The organism is Streptomyces sp. TRD_SC_5 (assembly GCF_056836825.1).
In genome coordinates, this window is record NZ_JBWZZS010000001.1 from 1826942 (window position 1) to 1848026 (window position 21085).

Genomic DNA, 21085 nt, shown 5'->3' on the forward strand with positions numbered 1-21085 from the left:
TTACGTCCGCGTGAAGGCTACCGTGACCGGCCGGACCCCAATTCACCGCTCCGGGCTCACCACTCCATCGCCCACGGGCGGCCGGACGAGGCGAAGTGACCGACGTTCACACATTCCGTGGCGCCGACGCGCATGCGCCGGGCCAGCGGCTGGTGGACGTGGCCGAAGAGCGCGTACCGGGGGCGGGTCCGCCGGATCGCCGCCAGCAGCGCCCGGCTGCCGCGCTCGAACCGGCGGGCGACGGTGTCGTACACGAGCTCGGGAACCTCGGGCGGGATGTGCGAGCACAGCACGTCCACCTCGCCCAGCGCCTCGACCTTGGCGGCGTACTCCTCGTCGTCGATCTCGTAGGGCGTGCGCATCGGCGTCCTGAGCCCGCCGCCGACGAAGCCGAAGACGCGGCCGCCGATCTCGACGCGCTCGCCGTCGAGGACGGTGGTCCCGGGCCGGGCGTACTCGGGCCACAGCTGCGGCATGTCCACGTTGCCGTAGGTGGCGTACGTCGGGGTGGGGAACGCCGCGAAGAGTTCGGCGTACTGCTTGCGTACGGCCTCTTCGGTGGCAGCCGCCCGGTCGACGCCCGCCCACAGCCTGCGGCCGAGTTCCCGGGCCTCCTCGAAGCGGCGGGCGGTGCGCAGCTCGACGATCAGGTCCGCGTTCTCGATGCCGAAGAGCTCGGGGAAGATGCCGCGCGAATGATCGGCGTAGTCGAGGAAGAGCACCAGGTCACCGAGGCACACGAGCGCGTCGGCGCCGTCCCCGGCCCTGGCCAGATCCCTGGCGTTCCCGTGTACGTCGCTGACCACATGCACTCGCATGGCGATCACCCTAGGACGCCTGGGCCCAGCGTGGGTAGAGGGGGCCGGACCTGCGGATACTTCCGGGTCCCCGGGTGATTGGACTAGTCTGCCCGGAGCACCGCCACAGCGTGTGACGCAGCGAACATCTGGCCGGAACCCCCTATCGGGAACCGTCTACTGGTGGGTAACGTCCGGGCAGTCCAACCGTGCTCACCCCACTGAGCACCTGCCCGGTCTTGGACCGCAACCGACGCGCACACCGATGTGGCGCCGGCGCCCGATGAGGAGCAGCAGTCTTGCGCGAGTTCAGCCTTCCGGCCCTGTACGAGGTCCCCTCGGACGGCAACCTGACAGATCTCATCCGCCGCAACGCCACTCAGCACCCAGATGTGGCCGTCATGAGCCGCAAGGTCGGGGGCGTCTGGACGGATGTCACCGCCACCGAGTTCCTCGCCGAGGTCCGCGCCGCCGCCAAGGGCCTGATCGCCGCCGGCGTGCGGCCGGGCGACCGGGTCGCCCTGATGTCCCGTACCCGCTACGAGTGGGTGCAGATGGACTTCGCGATCTGGACCGCCGGCGCGGTGACCGTACCGGTGTACGAGACCAGCTCCGCCGAGCAGGTGCAGTGGATCCTGGGTGATTCCGGCGCGGTCGCCGTCATCGTCGAGAGCGACGGGCACGCCGCCGCCGTCGAGTCGGTACGCGACCGGCTGCCGGCCCTCCAGCACGTCTGGCAGATCGACCGGGACTGCGTGGGAGAACTGCGCGCCTCGGGTGCGGAGGTCACGGACGAGACGGTCGACGAGCGCAGTACGAGCGCCAAGGCGGACGACCCGGCGACGATCGTCTACACCTCCGGCACCACCGGCCGCCCCAAGGGCTGTGTGCTCAGCCACCGCAGCTTCTTCGCGGAGTGCGGGAACGCGGTGGAGCGCCTGAAGCCGCTGTTCCGTACCGGCGAGTGCTCGGTGCTGCTCTTCCTGCCCGCCGCGCACGTCTTCGGCCGGCTGGTCGAGATCGCCTCGGTCATGGCGCCGATCAAGCTCGGCTGCGTACCCGACATCAAGAACCTCACGGACGAGCTCGCCTCCTTCCGGCCGACGCTGATCCTCGGTGTGCCGCGCGTCTTCGAGAAGGTCTACAACTCGGCGCGCGCCAAGGCGCAGGCGGACGGCAAGGGCAAGATCTTCGACAAGGCCGCGGACACCGCGATCGCCTACAGCCGCGCGATCGGCACGCCGCAGGGCGCGTCGCTGGGCCTGAAGCTCAAGCACAAGCTCTTCGACAAGCTGGTCTACAGCAAGCTGCGCGCAGTGCTCGGCGGCCGCGGCGAGTACGCGATCTCCGGCGGCGCCCCGCTGGGCGAGCGCCTCGGCCACTTCTTCCGCGGCATCGGCTTCACGGTCCTGGAGGGCTACGGCCTGACGGAGTCGTGCGCGGCCACCGCCTTCAACCCGTGGGACCGGCAGAAGATCGGTACGGTCGGCCAGCCGCTGCCGGGGTCGGTCGTGCGGATCGCGGACGACGGCGAGGTGCTGCTGCACGGCGAGCATCTCTTCTCGGGGTACTGGAACAACGAGGCGGCCACCGCCGAGGCGCTGACGGACGGCTGGTTCCACACCGGTGACATCGGCACGCTCGACGAGGACGGCTACCTCGCGATCACCGGCCGCAAGAAGGAGATCATCGTCACGGCGGGCGGCAAGAACGTGGCCCCGGCTGTCATCGAGGACCGCATCCGCGCGCACGCGCTGGTCGCGGAGTGCATGGTGGTGGGCGACGGGCGGCCGTTCGTCGGCGCGCTGGTCACCCTCGACGAGGAGTTCCTGGGCCGCTGGGCCGCCGAGAACGGCAAGCCGGCCGGTTCGACCGCGGCCTCGCTGCGCGACGACGCGGAGCTGCTGGCGGTCGTCCAGCAGGCGGTGAACGACGGCAACGCGGCGGTGTCGAAGGCGGAATCGGTGCGGAAGTTCAAGGTGTTGCCCACCCAGTTCACTGAGGAGGCCGGTCACATCACGCCCTCGCTGAAGCTGAAGCGCAACGTGGTCGCGAAGGACTTCGCGGACGAGATCGAAGCGATCTACCGGGGCTGACGGGCCGTCACGGTGTGACGTGGTCCATCAGCGGACCGGAGCCCGCGGGCCCGCCGTCATCGCGCACCACGCGCGGTGGCGGCACAGCCACGTCACGGCAGCGCACCCGACGGCGAGCGCCACGACGGCGGCCGCCACAGCGTCAGGGCCGCCCCTCCCGCGAAGACGGCCGCCACACGGCGCAGACGGTGCGTGTCCGGTGCCGGCACACCCTCCGAGGTGGCGCCCGGCGCCAGGGCCGCCGCGGAGGCCCCGGCGGCGGCCCGGCCTACGTGCCGGCACGCAGTCCCGGGCGGCAGCCCGGAGGCTCCCCGCGAAGAGGCCTTCCCCCGCAGTGACCCGGTCGCCGCGCATCCGTCACTGGTGGCCGCGCCCGCAGAGGCGCCCACGTGGCGCCCCAGTCGTCACAGCAGCGTCTTGAGCTTCTCCGCGAGCAGGTCCCAGCGCCACTTCTCCTCGACCCACTCCCGCCCCCGCTCCCCCATCCGGTGCCGCAGTTCCGGGTCCTGGAGCAGCGTGACGATCCGGTCGGCCGACTCGTCGGCGGCGACGGCGGCGGGCCCGCCGCGCACCACCCACCCGGTCTCCCCGTCGAGTACGGCGTCGGGCGCCCCGCCCGAGTCGCCCGCCACCACGGGCAGGCCGGTCGCCGACGCCTCCAGGTAGACGATGCCGAGCCCTTCGACGTCGAGCCCGCCCCTGCGCGTACGGCACGGCATCGCGAAGACGTCACCCGCGCCGAAGTGCGCCGGCAGCTGGGCCCAGGGCACGGGCCCGGTGAAGCGGACCGAGTCCGTGACGCCGGTCTCGGCGGCGAGCTTCTTCAGTTCCTCGGCGTACGGTCCGCCGCCCACGATCAGCAGCACCGCGTCCGGCACCTCGCGCAGGATGCGGGGCATCGCGAGGATCAGCGTGTCCTGGCCCTTGCGGGGCACGAGGCGGGACACGCACACCACCACGGGCCGGTCGGCGAGCCCGAGCCGCTGGCGCACGTCGTCGCCGCCGGAGCCGGGGTGGAAGGTCTTCTCGTCGACACCGGGCGGGAGTTGGACCATGCGCGCGGCCGCTTCGGGCGTGAGCGCGGCGGCGATCCGCGAGCGCGTGTACTCACCGAGATAGGTGATCGTGTCCGTACCCTCGCCGATCCTGCGCAGCAGCTGCCGGGCGGCGGGCAGCTGGGCCCACCCCGCCTCGTGGCCGTGCGTGGTGGCGACGATCCGCCGCGCGCCCGCCCTGCGCAGTGCGGGAGCCATCAGGCCGAGCGGCGCGGCCGCCCCGAACCACACGGACGTACAGCCGTGTTCGCGCAGCAGCCCGGCCGCCCGCCGGGTGACGCGCGGCGTCGGCAGCAGCATCGTCGTCCGGTCGCGTACGACGGTGAACGGCTGCTCGGCGTCGAAGGCGGCTGTCGCCTCGGCGCCCTCGCTGCCGCGCTTCCAGGTGGAGGCGTAGACGACGAGCTGCTCGGGGTCCAGGCGCAGCGCCATGTTGTGGAGGAACGCCTGGATGCCGCCGGGGCGGGGCGGAAAGTCATTGGTCACGATCAAGGTCTTGTCCATCGTCGCCGACAGTACCGAACGGCCCAGCTCCTTGGCTCGCACAGTCCGGCCCTGCATCATGTCTCCCTCAGCCACGCAGGAAACGGACGAGGGTGGTCATGACGGGCGCAGGCAGCACAAAGCCCATCGCGGTGTGGGCGCTCACCCGGACCGTGCTGCTGATGTGCGTCTTCAAAGTACTCACTGTGCCCGGCCCCGACGTCACCAGTGACGTATCGGTGATCTACCAGGGCTGGTACGAGATCCTGCGGACCGGCACCTTCCCGCTGGACGACATCACCTGGCAGTACCCGCCGGCGGCCGCCCTCGCGGTCCTCTCCCCCGCCCTGCTGCCGTTCCTCGGCTACGCGACGGCCTTCTTCGTACTGGCCTGCCTGGCCGACGCGCTGGTCATGGGTCTGCTGCTGTACGCCGGACAGCGCCCCGGCAAGCGGCTCGCGGGCGCGTGGGTGTGGGTGGCCGGTGTGCCGCTGCTCGGCCCGACGGCGTACGCCAGATACGACGTGATGGTCACCGCGGTCGCCGTAGCGGCGCTGCTGGCGGGGACGCGCCACCCGCGCGTCCTGGGGACGCTCGCGGGCTTGGGAGCGCTCCTGAAGGTGTGGCCGCTGCTGGTGCTTGTCGGCACGGTACGGGGGCGGGTGACCCGCGCCGCCTGGACAGCGGCGGCGGCGACCGGGGCCGGGCTGGTGGTGGTGTTCTGCGCGACGATGCCGGGGGCGCTCGCCTTCCTCACCTTCCAGCGCGAGCGGGGCACCGAGGTCGAGTCGCTCGGCGCTCTCGTCTTCCATGTGGCCCGGCACTTCGGCTGGCGGGGCGAGGTGCTGCTGAACTACGGCTCGGTGGAGTTCGTCGGCCCGTACGTGCCGCTCGTGAGCACGGCCGCGATGGGGCTCACGGCGCTCGCGTTCGGGTGGCTGGTGGTGTGGCGGATGCGGGCGGGCGGGTTCCGGGCGTCGACGCCGTGCGACGCGGCGTTCGCCGCCGTCCTGTTGTTCACCACGACGAGCCGGGTGATCAGCCCGCAGTACCTGGTGTGGCTGGTCGGCTTGGCCGCGGTGTGTCTGGTCTTCCGGGGCAGCCGGATGGGGCTGCCGGCGCTGCTGGTGCTGGGGGCTGCCGGGGTCACGTTCCTGGAGTTCCCGGTGTGGTTCTCGCACGTGGTGACGAGCGACGGGCTGGGCGTGCTGCTGCTGGTGGTGCGCAATGGGCTGCTGGTGGCGGCGACGATGCTCGCGTGCCGGCGGCTGTGGCGGGACACGGTGGCGGCCCCGCGCGGCGGCGACACGAGCGCGCTGCCGGCCCAGCGTGCGGCGGCCCGGGAGCCGAAGCAACTGGCGTCGTAGGGTGCGGGCCGTCGAGTCCTGCGGAGCTGTTCCCCTGCCCGCCCCTTCCCACAACTGCGGCTCCGCCCCAGACCCCGCTCCTCAAACGCCGGAGAGGCTGATGGTGCCGGGGGGTGCAGGGGCTCGCCCCACACCCAGGTCCTCAAACGCGGAGGCGCTGAGGTGCCGGAGGGCTGCAGGGCTCCGCCCCACACACCGCTGATCAAACGCCGGACGGGCTGGAGGTGCCGGGGGCTGAGGCTTGCCACTGGGCGAAGGGAGCCCGCTGAGCTGGAAGTTGCCCCGGAGCAGAAGCTGCCGCTCGGGGGGAAGTTGCCGCCGGGAGGGAAAGGTTGCCCGACCAGCGGGCAAATCCAGCCCGTCCGGCGTTTGAGGACACGTCCGTAGGGCGTCCGGGGCTCGCCCCACCACGCGGCGGAGCCGCAAAGTGTCGCAGCGGTTTCAGCCCAGCCGCTGCCGTGCGTACTCCCGCCACCGCACCGTGAAGTCCTCCACGGTCGTGCCCAGCACGTCACGCATCGCCTTCTCCACCGTGCCCTCTCGCCCCCCGTGCCCGCCCACCGCGCGGTAGAAGTCGGTCAGCAGCTCCTCGCCCCACCTCTCCGCGATCAGCGCGCACGCCAGCCACCCGCCCTCGTACGCCCGGCCCAGTGCCCCCTCGTCCCGGCCGAAAGTGAAGTCCTTGTCCGTCGGCAGGGCCGCGGGGGCGTCCCCCGCCCGCACAGCTCGCCGGAGCTCGGGCGCGGCCTGGGCCGCCGTCCGTCCCGTCCCCCGGTACGCCGCCCAGTCGGCGAAGCCCTCCGAGAGCCACATCGGGGTGGCGGCGGAGGTGGCGGCGCGGGTGGCGACATGCGTGGACTCGTGGGTCATGACGAACTGCTGCCCGAAGTCGCCGAGCAGCCCGTACGCCTCCGGGTTCACGACCACCCGGTCCGCCGGCGCCGCACCCGAACCCCCCGCCTCCCCCGTCGTGACCGCCGCGATCCCCCGGTAACCGGCCGCCGGAGCGCCCAGCAGCGACCCCATGCCGTCGAGCGAGGACGGCACCAGGACCAGCAGCCGCCGAGACCACCGGCCCGGCCACGCCCGGTCCACCGCCGGCACCGCGCGGTCGGCGGCGTCCGCCATCGCCCGCAGCCGCTTCGCGTCCTGTCCGGCGCCGAGGACCAGGCTGCGTGCGCCGCGTACGGCCGTGACCTTGCCCTGCTCCCAGAGCGGGCTGCCGCCACGGGCCTCCTGGTGCTCGGCCGAGACGTACCAGCGCCCGTCCCGTCGCGTCAGGTCCAGCCGCTCGGCCACCTTCGTGGGCGCCTCGTCGTACCCGTCGAACCGGTACCGCAGCTCGACCCGCGCGGTGGCGCGCCCCGCGCCCGTACGGTCGAGGCCGGTCAGCCGGTACTCCCAGGAGCGCAGCGGCACCGCCGCGAGGTTCGCGAACTCCTCGCGCTCCGCCGCCCGGAGTTCTGTCGCCGCCGGGTCGAGCGCCGCCAGGTAGGCCGCCTCGTCGCGGGAGACAACGGCCGCCGCCCTGCGGTCCAGCGTCCGCTGGATGTCCTGGGCGGCGGTGTCCGCCGGCTTCCCCGGCGTCGTGCACGCGGACGCGGACGCGAGCAGCAGAGGCACGAGGACGGGGCCCGCCCACCGCCTCCACCGAGTCCCGCGCCGCTTGCCTGCCACCCCGCCGATCGTACGGGCAAGGCGGCGGGCTCGAGCCGGGCCGGGCCGGGCCGAGTCGGGTCGGGTCGGGTCGGGTCAGACCCGGGTCACCGACGACACCGGCATCATGCCGACCGGGTCGTAGCGCACCGGGGCTCCGGGGTAGGGCGCGTGGATCACCTGGCCGTTGCCCATGTACATGCCGATGTGGCTGGCGTCGTCGCGGTAGGTGACGAGGTCCCCCGGCTGCGCCTGGTCGAGGGAGACCTGCCGTCCGGCGTAACGCTGTGCCTGAGAGGTGCGCGGCAGTGAGACGCCGGCCTGCGCGTACGACCACTGGGTGAGGCCCGAACAGTCGAAGCCGGACGGGCCGTTGGCGCCCCAGATGTACGGCTTCCCCACGGCCTGCTGCGCCGCGAGGACGGCGGCCGACGCACGCCCGGAAGCGGGCGCCCCCTCCAACGCGGGCGGCGTCCCACCACGGTCGCCGGAGCGCGAGGACCGGCCGTCGAACTCCTCGCGCTCCTGTGTCGGCAGCGAGTTGAGCAGCCGCCGGGCCTCGGCGAGTTTGCCCTCGACGGTGCGCTTGTGGCGGGCGACAGCGGCCCGGCTGCGCTCCAGCTCGCCGAGCTTGGCGGAGGCCTCCGCGCGCTGCTGTCCCAGTTTGCGCTGCGCGGCCTTGAGTTCGCTCAGGGCGCTCACCTGGCGGGCGCCGATGCGGTCGAGAGCGGCGGCCTTGGACAGGTAGCTGTCGGGGTTCTCGGACAGCAGGAGGGCGAGAGCCGGGTCCAGGCCACCCGCCCGGTACTGGGCGCCCGCGACCGCTCCGAGCGCACCCCGCATGTGGTTGATGCGCTCCTGTCCGCGTGCCGTCATGTCCCGCGCCTGACCGACCTCTGCACGCAGCCGGTCGGCGCGCTCGTCGGCCTTGTTGAACCGCTCGGTCGCCTGCTCGGCCTGCGCGAAGAGCCGGTCGACCCGCGCCTGGGTGGTCGTGGCGATGGCCGACGACGCGTCGTGGGGGTCGGCGCTCGCCGGGGACGCGACAAGCGCTGCCGCCGCCGTCGCCGCCGCGGCGGACAGCACTGTGACCCGGGCGCTCTGCGTGAGGCCGGACTGTGAGGAACGCCGATGGGTCACCACAGGAAGCCGCACTCCTTCCACTGCGTGCAGCCCCCTGCCGCCCGGGCGGGCGGACCAATGGACCGGGGAGCTGCGCGAGCAGACAGTAGCGGTGCGATCACGCGGCGGCCAAAGACCGCGCCGGGCGGAGACCGGGCGCAAACAGTGACGCCCCGCTGGAGAACCAGGTCACCGGCGGGGCGGACAGTCAGCGGGAGGTGCCGGAATTCGCCCGAATGGGCGGTGCCGGCAACGGCCGTTGGGATTGGCGTTCGTCAGATACGCATTAGATACGCGTCAGCCGCGCAGCTCAGACACGCACGCCGAACTGGAAGGTGCCCATGTAGTCCATCGACTCGTAGCGCACGTTGGTGCCGGGCTTCGGGGCGTGCAGGATCTGGTTGTTGCCGGCGTAGAAGCCGACGTGCGCCAGGTTGTTGAAGAACACCATGTCGCCCGGCTGGAGCTGGCTCTTGCTGTACAGCTTCTGGCCGTCGTTGTGCTGGGTGAACGTGGTCCGGGAGATGGAGACACCGGCCTGGGCGAACGCCCACTGGGTCAGCCCGGAGCAGTCGTACGCGTTGGGCCCGGTCGCGCCGGAGATGTACGGCTTGCCGATCTGGGTGGCCGCGGCGTTCAGCGCGGCGGCGCCGCGGCCGGAGGCCGGCTTCTCGTTGCCCAGGTTCACGCGCTCGGTGGCCGCGCGGCTGGCGCGCTGCTCCTTCTCACGCAGCTCTTCACGCTCGGCGGCGGTCAGCGTGTTCAGGAGCCGCTGCGCCTCGGCGAGCTTGCCCTGGAACTTCTTCTTCTTGTCGCCGAGTTCCTGGCGTACGTCCTCGAGGTCGGCGAGCTTGTCCGTCGCCTCGGCCCGCTGCTGCGCGAGAGTGCGCTGCTTCGCCTGGATCTTCTCGAGCGACTGGGCCTGCTTGGCGCTCAGCTGGTCCATCGCGCCGGCCTTGTCGAGGAAGCTGTCCGGGTCCGCGGAGAGGAAGAGCTGCACGGAGGGGTCGACGCTGCCTGTGCGGTACTGCGCACTGGCCACGGAACCGAGCGCGCCTCGCATCTCGTTGAGGTCCTCCTGGCCGCGGGCGACCTTGTCCTGGAGGTTGTCGACCTCGTCCTTGAGCTTGTCCTGCCGCTCCTTGGACTGGTTGTACTTCTCCGTCGCGGCTTCGGCCTCGTGGTAGAGCTTGTCGACCTTGGCCTTGACCTCGCTCTTGGTCGGCTTGGGGTCGGCCTGAGCGGTCTGGGACGTGAGCGCGACGGCTGCGGCTGCGGTCGCGGTGAGCACGGTCACACGAGTGCGGCTCGGCTGCTTGGGACGACGGTGGGACGCCACGAAGGCGAGCTCCTTCTTCCTCGAGCCGCCTACCGGGGTCGGGGACATGATCCCCGGCTCCACGCTTCGGTTCCCCCGCGGAAATGGACCGAATTGCATGGACTCGGCGGTACCTTCGCTGACACCCCGGATGGGTGATCAACCGTTCGAAGGTTCGAGGGCAGACCTTAGTGACCTTCTTGTGATCAGTTCAAATCCTCAGGTGTAAAAACTCACCCAGTGGTCACAATCTTTACTTACATCACACTGGCAGTAATGACCAGTTGACGGTGCGTTTCCCCAATTCGGGCATTACGCCGCGAAGTTACTAGACGCGCGAAAGCCTCTTCAGCAACAAGGCGGACGCAACGGGCCTCGCCCCCGACTTGGCGACTCCGTCGGCCACTTCGCGGTCGGTCGAGGCCACGACGACGGGCCGCCCCGGCGGCTCCGCCCGTACGAGCTGCCTGATGAGCTCGTCCGCGGTCACCCCCGGCTTGCTGAACAGCACGCGCACGCCGCGCGGCGGTGCCAGCAGTACCGGCGCCACCAGTTCCGCCCCGTCGAAGACGCACGTCACCTCGGCGCCCGTCTGCGCCGCGAGCATCGAGAGGCCGCCGAGGAGCCGCAGCCGCTGCTTGTCGAGCGGCATCTGCGGATAGCCGGTCTTGGTGACGTTGTAGCCGTCCACGACCAGATGGCACTGCGGCAGTTCCAGCAGCTGGTCGAGCAGTGCCGGGTCGGTCTCCGACAGCGCCCTGGCCGCGATGTCCTTGGGGGTCATACGTCCCGGCTCGACGGCGTCCACCGTGTCCGCGGGATGCACGGACGCGGGCGGCAGGGCCAGTTCGCGGCGCAGCCCCTGGGCGGCGTCCAGCACCGTGTCGAGCAGCAGCCGCACCCGCATGTCCTCGATGCTGCGGCCCTCGCGCACCGCCCGGCGGCTCGCCTCGACGGACGCCTCCGCCTCGCCGAGCCGGGCCCGCAGTCGCCGCGCCTCGCTCTCGGCGGCGGTGATCCGGGCGGCGGCATCGGACTTGAGCGTCTCGGTCTCGGCGTTCGTACGACGCAGGGCCGCCTCGCCGCGCTTCACGTCGCTCAGCGCGCTGCGCAGTTTGCGGCTCAGTACGTCGGCCTCCTTGCGGGCGGCGTCCAGCTCCGTGCGCAGCCGTTCCGTCTCACTCTTCGTCTGCTCGCGCGCGTGCGCGAGATCCTCGCGCAGCCGCTCCAGTTCCCGCTGGGCCGCCTCGTCGGCGCGCTCGGCGTCCGCCCGCAGCGCCTCTTCGCCCGCGGCGGCCACCAGCTTGACCCAGCCGACGGGACGCAGGACGTACGCCGCGGCGGCCACGTCGAGGGGGTCGGCGGCGGCCGGCGGGGAGCTGGACTCCAGGGCGCGCGAGAGCTCGGGCTGCGCCTCGCGCAGCCGCTCGCCGATGCGCTGGCGGAACAGCGCGTCGCCCTCCAGGGCCGCGGCCATCGCGTTGCCCGCGAACTTGGCGCGCCGGGTCGGCGTAAAACGGGCGTACTGCCTCAGCTGGGACGGAAGTTCGGCGACGGTGAGCCCGCCGAAGGCGTCCGAGACCAGTGCGACGACCTTGTGCCGTACGCCTTCGGGCAGCGGGCGGTCGAGCACCTCTGCGGCGTCCCCGGCCGAGCCGGCCGGTTCAGCGCCGCTTGCATGCTCCACAATCCGTCACCCCACTACGTTCGGGCCGGTCCTCTCAGGAGCCGGCGCCCGGCCTGTCCACCAGTTCGATCTGGTCCACCGCGTTGCACCAGCGGCAGCGCACGGACTCGATGGTCTCACTGACCACCTCGCGTTCCTCGACCTTCGCCTCTCCGGCCAGGTCGAGGTGCATGTACTCGATCACCTTCGACGAGCGGGTCACATCGAAACGCGTGAGATTGCCGCACAGGGCGCAGCGCCACCGGGTCTCGGCAGTCGGCAGGGGAACCGTCGTCATCGTGCGTCCACGTCCTCTTTCATCGTGCCTACTGCCCGTAACCCTACGGCCTCACGGGTACCCCCTGCGGCGGACCGTCCACGGTGCGGGACGGGGTCCGGCGAGGCGTTCTGTCCTGCCCGGTCCCGTTACGAGATGATCTGGTCATGATCAATTGGCGAAAAGCGGCCCGGGGCCCCGTAGTGACGTACGGCGCGATCGGCCTCTGCTGCCTGATCTTCCTCATCGGGCCCCTCTCGGGACTCAATCCGGCCTACGGCACCGGCGACATCCTCCTCGCCGCCCAGAGCGCGTATTTCGAGCGCTGGGGTGTGATCCCGAGCGAGCTGCCGAGCGGCGGCCCGTCCGCGCTCGTCACCCCGCTCACCGCTCTCTTCGTACACGGCAGCTGGCTGCATCTGCTGGGCAACATGCTCTTCCTGTTCGTCTTCGGGGCGATGGCCGAGGAACGCATGGGCCGCGTCCGGTTCACCCTCTTCTATGTGGGCTGCGGCTACCTCGCCCTCGTGACGTACGCCGTCGTCCATGCCGACTCGGAGCAGACACTGGTGGGGGCCTCGGGAGCGATCTCGGCCGTGCTCGGCGCCTTCCTCTACCTCTTCCCCAGGGCGCGCGTCACGAGCCTGTTCCCCTTCCTCTTCTTCCTGCCGCTGCGCTTCCCCGCCTGGATCGTGCTGATCTTCTGGTTCGCCCTGCAATGGGTGGCGGCTCAGCGTGCCGGTTCCGGCCCCGGGGTGGCGTATCTCGCGCATGTGGCCGGGTTCTGCACGGGCTTCCTCCTCGCCTGGGGACGTAGTCGACGTACGACTAGAGTGAGGAACTCAGCGCCGCCGGCCACCGAGGGAGAAAGCCAACCGTGATCACCGCGATCGTGCTCATCAAGACCAGCGTGGACCGGATCCCCGAGATCGCGGAGTCGATCGCCGCGCTGGACAGCGTCAGCGAGGTCTTCTCGGTCACGGGTACGTACGACCTGATCGCCATGGTGCGTGTGGCCAAGCACGACGACCTGGCGGATGTCATCCCCGGCCGGATCAGCAAGATCCCCGGCGTCGAGGGCACCGACACGCACGTCGCGTTCCGTACGTACTCGCAGCACGACCTGGAAGCGGCCTTCGCGATCGGTCTCGACGCGTAGCGCCTTCCGGCGCGCGGGCCCCCGGCGCATCTCCCGGCACATGAAGGATTCTTCATCGGGCCCTCATCCGGGCTCCACGCACCGGCGGCACGATGGCTGTCATGGCCTTCTCCCACCGCTTGGCGACGCTCGCGGCAGTCGTCGCGATACCGCTCGGCATCGCCGCGACCAGCTACGCCCTGACCGACAGCGCCGAGACGCCGAAGGTGCCGTCCAGAGTCGAGCTGGAGAGCACCGCTCCGGAATCCGGACCCCCCTCGGCCCGTACGACACCGACACCGGCACCGAGCGGCACGCCGGGCACCACCCCGAGCGACGCGGTGGTCCCGGGCCCGACAGCCACCGACGACGACTCCGGCGACGACGGTGACCGCGACCTCGACCGGGACCTGGACCGGGACGACGAGCCCGGTGAAAAGGACTGAATCGCGCAGGATCTCCGCGCGGGTCCGCATCCTGCTGTGGCTGCTGCTGGTGATGGCGGTGGCGCTGGGCGCCGTGGCGACCACCACCCGTTCGATACTCCTGCGGGACGTGGACCACCGGGTAAGCCGGCTGCTCACCCAGGAGACGGGCGAGTTCGCGAACTTCGTGGACCAGGGCGTCGACCCCGGGACCGGCGGCCGCTTCGGCACACCGCGCCGGCTGCTCGAGGTCTTCCTGCAGCGCCAGTACTCCGACCCGGACGAGGAACTCCTCGGCCTCACCCGGTCGCGGGGCGCCGTGCCCGACGTACTCCGCCAGCCCCGCGACATCGTCGCCGGCACCGCCCTCCACCGCGACCGCGCGTCGCTCGCCGCGATCTTCGCCTCCGACGCGGCCTCCGGCACCGTGCAGCGGCCCCGGGGCGAGGTCCGCTGGGCGAAGGTCGAGATCGCCCCGGCCGGCGGGGCGCCGCGCGGCGCGTTCGTCGTCGCCTTCCACACGGACAACGAACGGGCCCAGGCCGACGAGGCGTTCCGTACGCTGCTGGCCATCTCGGGGGTGGCGCTGCTGATGACGACCGGCATCGGCTGGGCGGTCGCGGGCCGCATACTCGCCCCCGTACGGGTGGTGCGTACAACAGCGGCGCAGCTCACCGAGCAGGACCTCACCCGGCGCATCCCCGTCCAGGGGCGGGACGACATCGCGGCCCTCGCCGAGACCTTCAACGCCATGCTCGACCGCCTTGAGCGGGCGTTCGCCGCGCAGCGGGAGTTCGTCGACGACGCGGGGCACGAGCTGCGCACGCCCATCACGATCGTGCGCGGCCATCTGGAGCTGATGGGTGACGACCCGGCCGAACGCGAGGAGACCGTACGCCTGGTCACCGACGAGCTCGACCGGATGAGCCGCATCGTCGAAGACCTGCTGCTGCTCGCCAAGTCGGAGCGGCCGGACTTCGTCACGCCGGAGCCGGTGCAGCTGGCCGAGCTGACGGCGGACGTCTATGTGAAGGCACGCACGCTGGGCGACCGCGAGTGGGTACTGGACCCGGTCGCCGACCGCGAGGCACATCTGGACCCGCAGCGCATCACGCAGGCGATGGTGCAGCTCGCGCAGAACGCCGTGCAGCACACGGTGCCGGGGCAGCGGATCCGCATCGGTTCGCGGTCGTACGAGGGGCGCTATGAGCTGTACGTCGCCGACAGCGGGCCGGGCGTACAGGAACAGGACACCGATGTGATCTTCGAACGGTTCCGGCGCGGGACGGCCCGGCGCGGGGCGCGCGGGACGGGGGCGGGGCTGGGCCTGTCCATCGTCAAGGCGATAGCCGAGGGACACAGGGGCCGTGTCGAGCTGCGCCCCACGGAGGGCGGCGGAGCCACGTTCGCACTCGTACTCGCACTCGTACTGGAGGACCAGTGAGCCGGATTCTCATCGTCGAGGACGAGGAGCGCATCGCGTCCTTCGTGGAGAAGGGCCTGCGTTCGAACGGCTTCACGACGACGGTCGCCTCCGACGGCGAGACGGCGTACGACTACGCCTGCACCGGCGGCTTCGACCTGGTCGTCCTGGACATCGGACTGCCGGGCAAGGACGGCTTCACGGTGCTGCGAGAGATGCGCGAGGCGCGGGTGACGGTGCCGGTGATCGTGCTGACGGCCCGGGATTCCGTGCGGGACACGGTGGCCGGGCTCGAAGGCGGCGCGGACGACTGGATGACGAAGCCGTTCCGCTTCGAGGAGCTGCTGGCGCGGGTGCGGTTGCGGCTGCGTACGGCGGCGAGGGCGCCGGAGGTGACGGTGCTGAGGAGTGGGGAGCTGACGCTGGATCTGCGGACGCGCAGGGCGCGTTCCGGGGAGCGGACGGTGGACCTGACAGCGCGTGAGTTCGTGCTGCTGGAGCTGTTCCTGCGCCACCCGGACCAGGTCCTGTCGCGCGAGCAGATCCTTTCGCATGTGTGGGGGTACGACTTCGACCCCGGCTCGAACATCGTGGATGTGTACGTACGGGCGCTGCGGAAGAAGCTGGGCGCGGAGCGGGTGGAAACGGTACGGGGCATGGGCTACCGCCTGCCGTCGACGTAACCGCCCCTGTCCCCGCTGCGCGTGAAGTTCCCTTCATGTGCGGCTCATTGGACGCTCACGCCCGTCTTCCAGACTTCTCGGCGTGACCCCGACCCCGCTCAAGCCGTGGCAGTACGCAACCCTGTGCACCGCACTGACCACGTGCGCACTCCTCGTACTCCCCGGCACCGCCCCCGCCGCCCTGCCCGGCGACGCCCGCCTCACCCTCGCCGTCTTCGTCCTCGCCACCGCCGCCTGGATCGCCACTCCCGTGGACGACACCTACATCGCCCTCGGCGCCGGGCTCGCCCTCACCGCGACCGGTGTCATCAGCAGCGAGACGCTCTTCGGGACCCTGGGCGACGAGACCGTCTGGCTGCTCATCTGCGCCTTCGTGCTCGCCGCAGCCGTGGCGAGGACGGGTCTCGCAGGCCGGGCAGCCGCGTTCCTGGTCAGCGGCGCCCGTACCGTACGTCAGCTCACGCACCTCACCACCGCCGCCCTGGTCGTCACCGCTTTCGCCGTCCCCGCCACCTCCGGCCGCGCCGCCCTCGCCCTGCCCGTCTTCCTCGCTCTCGCCAAGGTCCTCGCGGACCGCCGCCGCCTGGTCGTCATGCTGGCGCTGCTCTTCCCGACGGTGATCCTGCTGTCCGCCGTGGCCACCCTCATCGGCGCGGGCGCGCACCTCATCACCGTCTCCGTCCTCTGGGAGGCGACCGGCGAACGCATCGGTTTCACCCAGTGGCTGCTGCTCGGGCTCCCGCTCGCCGCCGTGTCCTCCCATCTCGCCGCGGAGGCCGTGCTGTTGACGACCACGCGTCGCGAGGACCGATCGGGTCCGGTACGTATCACCGCCGAGCAGATCCAGGAGCACAGCGAGCAGCCGGTCACCGGCACGCTCGGCCCCGCCGAGACCCGGTGCGCCGCGCTGCTCGCCACCGTGGTGGTGCTGTGGTGCAGCGAGCCCCTGCACCAGGTGCCGCCCGCCGTCGTCGCTCTCATCGGCGCGGTCGTCGCGTCCTCCCCCGCGCTCGGCACCGTACGTCTCAAGGACGCCCTGCGCACCGTGCCGTGGTCGCTGCTGCTCTTCATGGCGGCCACGATGGCGATGGGCGTCGCCCTCGCCGACTCGGGCGCTGCCCGCTGGCTGGTGTCGGGGCTGCCGGTGAGCGTGCCGCCGTGGCTCTTCCTGGCCGCCGTGATCGCGGTCAGTACGGCCGCCCACCTCGTCCTCCAGTCCCGTTCGGCCCGCTCCAGCGTGCTCGTGCCACTGGTCGTCGCCGCCGCCGTCGGCTCCGGCGTCAACCCCGTCGCCGCCGCTCTCGCCTCGACCGCCGCGGCCGGCTTCTGCCACACCCTGCCCGCGTCCGCGAAGCCCGTGGCGCTCTTCAGCCACATCCCGGACACGCCGACGTACACGCCACGCGATCTGCTGCGCCTCTCGGCGGTGCTGGCGCCGCTGACGGCGGCCGTGGTGCTGCTGTTCGCCCTCCTGGTCTGGCCGCTGTTCGGCGTCCCGGTCCTCACCGAAGGAAGTTGAGCCATGCCTGGCACCTTCAACCGTTTCGCCGTCGCCCCCAGCGGCTTCAAGGAGTCGCTGTCCGCGCAGTCGGCCGCCGAGGCCATCGCCGCAGGGGTACGCCGCGTCGTCCCCGACGCCGACATCGACCTGATCCCCCTCGTCGACGGCGGCGAGGGCACCGCACGCGCGCTCGCCACCGCCACCGGCGGCCGCCTCGTCCCGCTGTCCGCCACCGGCCCGGTCGGTGAGCCCGTCGCCGCGCATTTCGCGCTGCTCGGCGACGGCAGCGCGGTCGTCGAGATGGCGGCCGTGGCCGGCCTGTCCCTGGTCCCGCGCTCCCTGCGCGACCCGGGCGCGACCACGACGTACGGCGTCGGGGAGCTGATCCGCGCCGCCCTCGATCAGGGCGTACGCCGCATCCTCGTCGGCTGCGGAGACTCCGGTACGTCGGACGGGGGCGCCGGCGCGCTCCAGGCCCTCGGCGCCCGCCTGCTGGACGCGCAGGGCCGAGAACTCCCGCCCGGGGGACGGCAGTTGAACCGGCTCCATGACATCGACGCTAGCCGCCTCGACCCGCGTCTGCCGGACACCGAGATCCTGGTCGCCTGCAACCCGTACAACATCCTGTGCGGCCCCCGCGGCGTGGCCCGCGTCTTCGGCCCGCAGAAGGGCGCGAACCCGGCGCAGGTGGAGGAGCTGGCCGCCGCCCTCGACCAGTGGGCGTACGTCCTGGAACGTTCCGCTTTCGCCCCCGCCGGCACCGATCTGCGCTTCGGTTCCGGCACCGGCGCCTCCGGCGGCCTCGGTGCCGGGCTCGCCGCGCTCGGCGCCCGGCTGCTCCCCCGCTTCGACGTTCTCCTGGACCACATCGACCTGGACGCCCGCCTGGCCCGCGCCGACCTGGTCGTCACCGCCGAGGGCGCCCTGGACCACCAGACCCCGCGCGGCAAGATTCCCGCCGAAGTGGCCCGCCGCGCCAAGCTGTCCGGCCGCCCGGTGCTCGCGCTGGCAGGCACGATCGGGGAGGGCGCGCACGAGGTGCGGGCGGCGGGCGTCGACGCGTACAGCTCGATACTGCCCGCGCCGATGTCACTGACCGAAGCGCTCGGCCGCGGGGCCGAGTTCCTCACCGACGCGACCGAACGGGCCCTGCGGATGGTCCTGATCGGCACTCGGGCGGCTCAGACCGCCGGAACGCAACGGCCTTCCTCGGTGCGGTAGTTCCACTTCGCGCCGTCCCGCACGAGCTCCTTCACAGCGCCCACGAACCGCTCGACGTGCTCGTCGGGCGTACCGGCCCCGAAGCTCACCCGGATCGCGTTCAGCGAGCGCTCACCCGGCTCGGCCTCCGGCGCGCCGCACTCCCCCGGCTCCTGCGGTTCGCTGCCGAGCAGGGTGCGTACCAGCGGGTGGGCGCAGAACAGGCCGTCCCGTACGCCGATTCCGTACTCGGCGGAGAGCGCGGCGGCGAAGTGCGAGCTGTTCCAGCCCTCGACGACGAAGGAGATGACGCCGACGCGCGGGGCGTCGTCCCCGAAGAGCGAGAGCACCCTCACCGCGTCGACCTCGGCCAGCCCGTCCAGCACCTTCGTCACGAGCTGCTGCTCGCGCTCGACGAGCGAGTCGAAACCGGCCTCGGTGAGCGCCTTGCAGGCGGAGGCGATCGAGTACACGCCGATGACGTTGGGCGAACCGGCCTCGTGGCGGGCGGCCGTGGTGTGCCACTCGACGTCCACGCCCCCGTCGGCGCGGCGGGCGACCTTGCGCGAGGCGCCGCCGCCCGCGAGGTACGGCTCGGCGCTCTGCAGCCAGTCGGCGCGGCCCGCGAGCACGCCGGAGCCGAACGGCGCGTACAGCTTGTGCCCGGAGAACGCGACCCAGTCGACGTCCAGCTCGGCGATGTCCAGCGGGTGGTGCGGGGCGAGCTGGGCCGCGTCGAGCACGATCCGCGCGCCGTGGGCGTGCGCGGCGGCGGCGAGTTCCTTCACCGGCCACAGCTCACCGGTGACGTTCGACGCGCCCGTGACGCACACCAGGGCGGGACCGTAGGGGTCACGGGCGGCCAGTGCGCGCTCCAGGGTCTCGACGGCCCGGGCCGGAGTCCGGGGCGCGTTCAGGAAGTTGACCTGCGCGTCACGCCAGGGCAGCAGGGAGGCGTGGTGCTCGGTCTCGAAGACGAACACCTGGCAGTCGGCCGGCAGGGCCGCGGCCAGCAGGTTGAGCGAGTCGGTCGTGGAGCGGGTGAAGACGACCTGGTCGCTCTCGCGGCAGCCGAGGAACTCGGCGACGGTGGCGCGGCTGCTTTCGAAGAGGTCCGTCGACAGTTGCGAGAGGTACCCGGCGCCGCGGTGCACGCTGCCGTAGTACGGGGCGTACGCCGCCACGTCGTCCCACACGCGCTGGAGGGCCGGGGCGCTGGCGGCGTAGTCGAGAGCGGCGTAGGTGACCTCGCCCCCGGTGACGAGCGGGACGAGTACATCTCGGCCCAGAACAGGCAGAGCTCCCGAAATGTCACTACAAACGGTCTGGTCGGCGGCAGCGGTGGAGACAGACATGGCGAACTCCCGAAACAGGCAGGCGAATTCCCCGCGCCGGCGGATACGCGGCAGCGCTGGAGAGGAAGAGAAAAGGGGTGTGCGAAGAAGGGGCGTAAGGCCCTATCGCATTCGCTTGCTCACAAGAGGCTCCCTGAGAACCAGGACCCCAAGGCTTCGAGGGGTCCGCGCTTGCCGTGGACCTTTCTGTCCACGACCTGGTCTTCACCCGGGGCACCCCGCCACGGACGGAGGGTTGCCGGACAGCAAGCCGGGGCCAAAACGCTGTCACTCATGACCTGGCAAGCATCTTGCCACACGATCAAGAAGACGCAAGGCGTAGTCCAGAATTCGGACTACGCCTTGCGTCACACATCCGCGCCCTCAGCTGTTGCTGGCAGCCACCCAGCGCTCCAGGGCCGCCCGCGCCGCCCCCGAGTCGATCGACTCCGCCGCCTTCGCGATCCCCGCCGCGAGCTGCTCGTTCAGGGAAGCGTCAGTGGGGTCGAGGGCCACCAGCGCCGCCGCCGTGTTGAGCAGCACCGCCTCCCGCACGGGGCCGGTCTCGCCGGCCAGCAGCCGCCTCGCCACATCCGCGTTGTACGACGCGTCCGCGCCGCGCAGCGCCTCGACGGGCACGATCTCCAGGCCCACGTCGCGCGGGTCGAAGGCCTGCTCCGTGACCGCCCCGTCCCGTACGATCCACACGCGCGAGGTCGATGTCGTGGTCAGCTCGTCGAGGCCGTCGTCGCCCCGGAAGACGAGCGCGGAATTCCCCCGTTCGGCGAGCACGCCCGCGACAATGGGGGCCATCCGGGCGTCCGCGACACCGACCGCCTGGGCCTTCACCCGCGCCGGGTTCGTCAGCGGTCCGAGGATGTTGAACGTCGTCTGCGCGCCCAGCTCCTTGCGTGCCTTGGCGGCGTACCGCAGGGCGGGATGGAACTTCACCGCGAAACAGAAGGTGATGCCCGCTTCCTCGGCGACCTCGGCGACGCGCTTCGGCGTCAGCTCCAGGTTGACGCCGAGCTTCTCCAGTACGTCCGAGGCCCCGCTCGCGGACGACGAGGCCCGGTTGCCGTGCTTGACGACCTTGGCACCGGTCCCGGCCACGACGATCGCCGACATCGTGGAGATGTTGACCGTCTTGGCCAGGTCGCCGCCCGTACCGACGATGTCGACCGTACGGCCCGGCACCTCGATGGTGTTGGCGTGCGCGTACATCGCCCGTACCAGGCCGGTGACCTCGTCGACCGTCTCCCCCTTGGAGCGCAGTGCGACCGCGAAGCCGGCGATCTGGGCGTCCGTCGCCTCGCCGCTCATGATGCGGTCCATGGCCCAGGCCGTGTCGTCGGCGGAGAGGTCCTCGCGGCGCAGCAGGGCGTTCAGGACACCCGGCCAGGAGCCGGCCGCCACGCTGTCGCCGCCAACCGGGGTCACAACGTTCATGGTCCGCTCCAGGGTCCACAGCCAGTAAGGATGGCTCCCACCCTATCCAGCCGCACGGACAGCGAAGAGCCCCGTCCGACGAATGGACGGGGCTC

General features: G+C 71.7%; 18 protein-coding genes and 1 riboswitch. Of the genes, 9 read left to right on the forward strand and 9 right to left on the reverse strand.

Features of this window, described 5'->3' with window-relative positions; all coding sequences use genetic code 11:
* Positions 1-56 precede the first annotated feature (56 nt).
* Entirely contained in the window at positions 57-806 is a 750-nt protein-coding gene (locus tag AC1P0E_RS08420; protein WP_482745691.1) for a metallophosphoesterase family protein, read from the reverse strand.
* Between the two features lie 290 nt (positions 807-1096).
* Between AC1P0E_RS08420 and AC1P0E_RS08425 the strand changes: the two genes are divergently transcribed.
* On the forward strand, positions 1097-2893 hold the full coding sequence (locus tag AC1P0E_RS08425; protein ID WP_482741531.1) for an AMP-dependent synthetase/ligase: 1797 nt from the start codon (positions 1097-1099) through the stop codon (positions 2891-2893).
* 404 nt (positions 2894-3297) lie between these two features.
* On the opposite strand, the gene AC1P0E_RS08430 is transcribed toward AC1P0E_RS08425, so the two are convergent.
* Complete coding sequence (locus AC1P0E_RS08430) at positions 3298-4452, reverse strand: glycosyltransferase family 4 protein (RefSeq protein ID WP_482745692.1); 1155 nt, start codon at positions 4450-4452, stop codon at positions 3298-3300.
* 98 nt (positions 4453-4550) lie between these two features.
* On the opposite strand from AC1P0E_RS08430, the gene AC1P0E_RS08435 reads away from it, so the two are divergent.
* Positions 4551-5798, forward strand: a complete 1248-nt coding sequence (locus AC1P0E_RS08435) for a glycosyltransferase 87 family protein (protein ID WP_482741532.1) — start codon at positions 4551-4553, stop codon at positions 5796-5798.
* Positions 5799-6239: 441 nt separating this feature from the next.
* On the opposite strand, the gene AC1P0E_RS08440 is transcribed toward AC1P0E_RS08435, so the two are convergent.
* From AC1P0E_RS08440 to AC1P0E_RS08460, 5 genes are all read right to left on the reverse strand, one after another.
* Complete coding sequence (locus AC1P0E_RS08440) at positions 6240-7475, reverse strand: hypothetical protein (protein WP_482741533.1); 1236 nt, start codon at positions 7473-7475, stop codon at positions 6240-6242.
* Positions 7476-7550: 75 nt separating this feature from the next.
* Positions 7551-8597: a C40 family peptidase gene (locus tag AC1P0E_RS08445; RefSeq protein ID WP_482741534.1), complete on the reverse strand. Its 1047-nt coding sequence runs from the start codon at positions 8595-8597 to the stop codon at positions 7551-7553.
* A 289-nt stretch (positions 8598-8886) separates the two neighbouring features.
* Entirely contained in the window at positions 8887-9915 is a 1029-nt protein-coding gene (locus AC1P0E_RS08450; protein ID WP_482745693.1) for a C40 family peptidase, read from the reverse strand.
* Positions 9916-10222: 307 nt separating this feature from the next.
* Positions 10223-11581, reverse strand: a complete 1359-nt coding sequence (locus AC1P0E_RS08455; protein ID WP_482741535.1) for an NYN domain-containing protein — start codon at positions 11579-11581, stop codon at positions 10223-10225.
* A gap of 34 nt (positions 11582-11615) precedes the next feature.
* A complete protein-coding gene (locus tag AC1P0E_RS08460; protein WP_482741536.1) occupies positions 11616-11858 on the reverse strand; it encodes a hypothetical protein in 243 nt (80 codons plus the stop codon).
* A gap of 146 nt (positions 11859-12004) precedes the next feature.
* Here AC1P0E_RS08460 and AC1P0E_RS08465 point away from each other — a divergent pair, with 146 nt between their 5' ends.
* From AC1P0E_RS08465 to AC1P0E_RS08495, 7 genes are all read left to right on the forward strand, one after another.
* Positions 12005-12718: a rhomboid family intramembrane serine protease gene (locus AC1P0E_RS08465; RefSeq protein WP_482741537.1), complete on the forward strand. Its 714-nt coding sequence runs from the start codon at positions 12005-12007 to the stop codon at positions 12716-12718.
* Positions 12715-12996, forward strand: a complete 282-nt coding sequence (locus AC1P0E_RS08470; protein ID WP_005318592.1) for an Lrp/AsnC family transcriptional regulator — start codon at positions 12715-12717, stop codon at positions 12994-12996. The genes AC1P0E_RS08465 and AC1P0E_RS08470 overlap by 4 nt, the downstream gene beginning before the upstream one ends.
* A 101-nt stretch (positions 12997-13097) precedes the next feature.
* Entirely contained in the window at positions 13098-13421 is a 324-nt protein-coding gene (locus AC1P0E_RS08475; RefSeq protein ID WP_482741538.1) for a small hydrophilic protein, read from the forward strand.
* Between the two features lie 52 nt (positions 13422-13473).
* Positions 13474-14844, forward strand: a complete 1371-nt coding sequence (locus AC1P0E_RS08480; RefSeq protein ID WP_482745694.1) for a sensor histidine kinase — start codon at positions 13474-13476, stop codon at positions 14842-14844.
* Entirely contained in the window at positions 14841-15506 is a 666-nt protein-coding gene (locus AC1P0E_RS08485; RefSeq protein ID WP_482741539.1) for a response regulator transcription factor, read from the forward strand. Before AC1P0E_RS08480 ends, AC1P0E_RS08485 begins: the two co-directional genes overlap by 4 nt.
* An 82-nt stretch (positions 15507-15588) precedes the next feature.
* The gene (locus tag AC1P0E_RS08490; RefSeq protein WP_482741540.1) at positions 15589-17025 is read left to right on the forward strand and encodes an SLC13 family permease; all 1437 of its coding nucleotides are present in this window, start codon (positions 15589-15591) and stop codon (positions 17023-17025) included.
* A 3-nt stretch (positions 17026-17028) separates the two neighbouring features.
* Entirely contained in the window at positions 17029-18228 is a 1200-nt protein-coding gene (locus tag AC1P0E_RS08495; RefSeq protein ID WP_482741541.1) for a glycerate kinase family protein, read from the forward strand.
* On the opposite strand, the gene AC1P0E_RS08500 is transcribed toward AC1P0E_RS08495, so the two are convergent.
* Positions 18189-19562, reverse strand: coding sequence for an aminotransferase class V-fold PLP-dependent enzyme (locus tag AC1P0E_RS08500; RefSeq protein ID WP_482741542.1), 1374 nt, complete (start codon positions 19560-19562; stop codon positions 18189-18191). The genes AC1P0E_RS08495 and AC1P0E_RS08500 overlap by 40 nt on opposite strands.
* A 162-nt stretch (positions 19563-19724) precedes the next feature.
* Positions 19725-19841, reverse strand: a riboswitch (SAM riboswitch).
* Positions 19842-19925: 84 nt separating this feature from the next.
* Positions 19926-20990: an anthranilate phosphoribosyltransferase gene (gene trpD / locus AC1P0E_RS08505; protein WP_482741543.1), complete on the reverse strand. Its 1065-nt coding sequence runs from the start codon at positions 20988-20990 to the stop codon at positions 19926-19928.
* Positions 20991-21085: the final 95 nt, after the last annotated feature.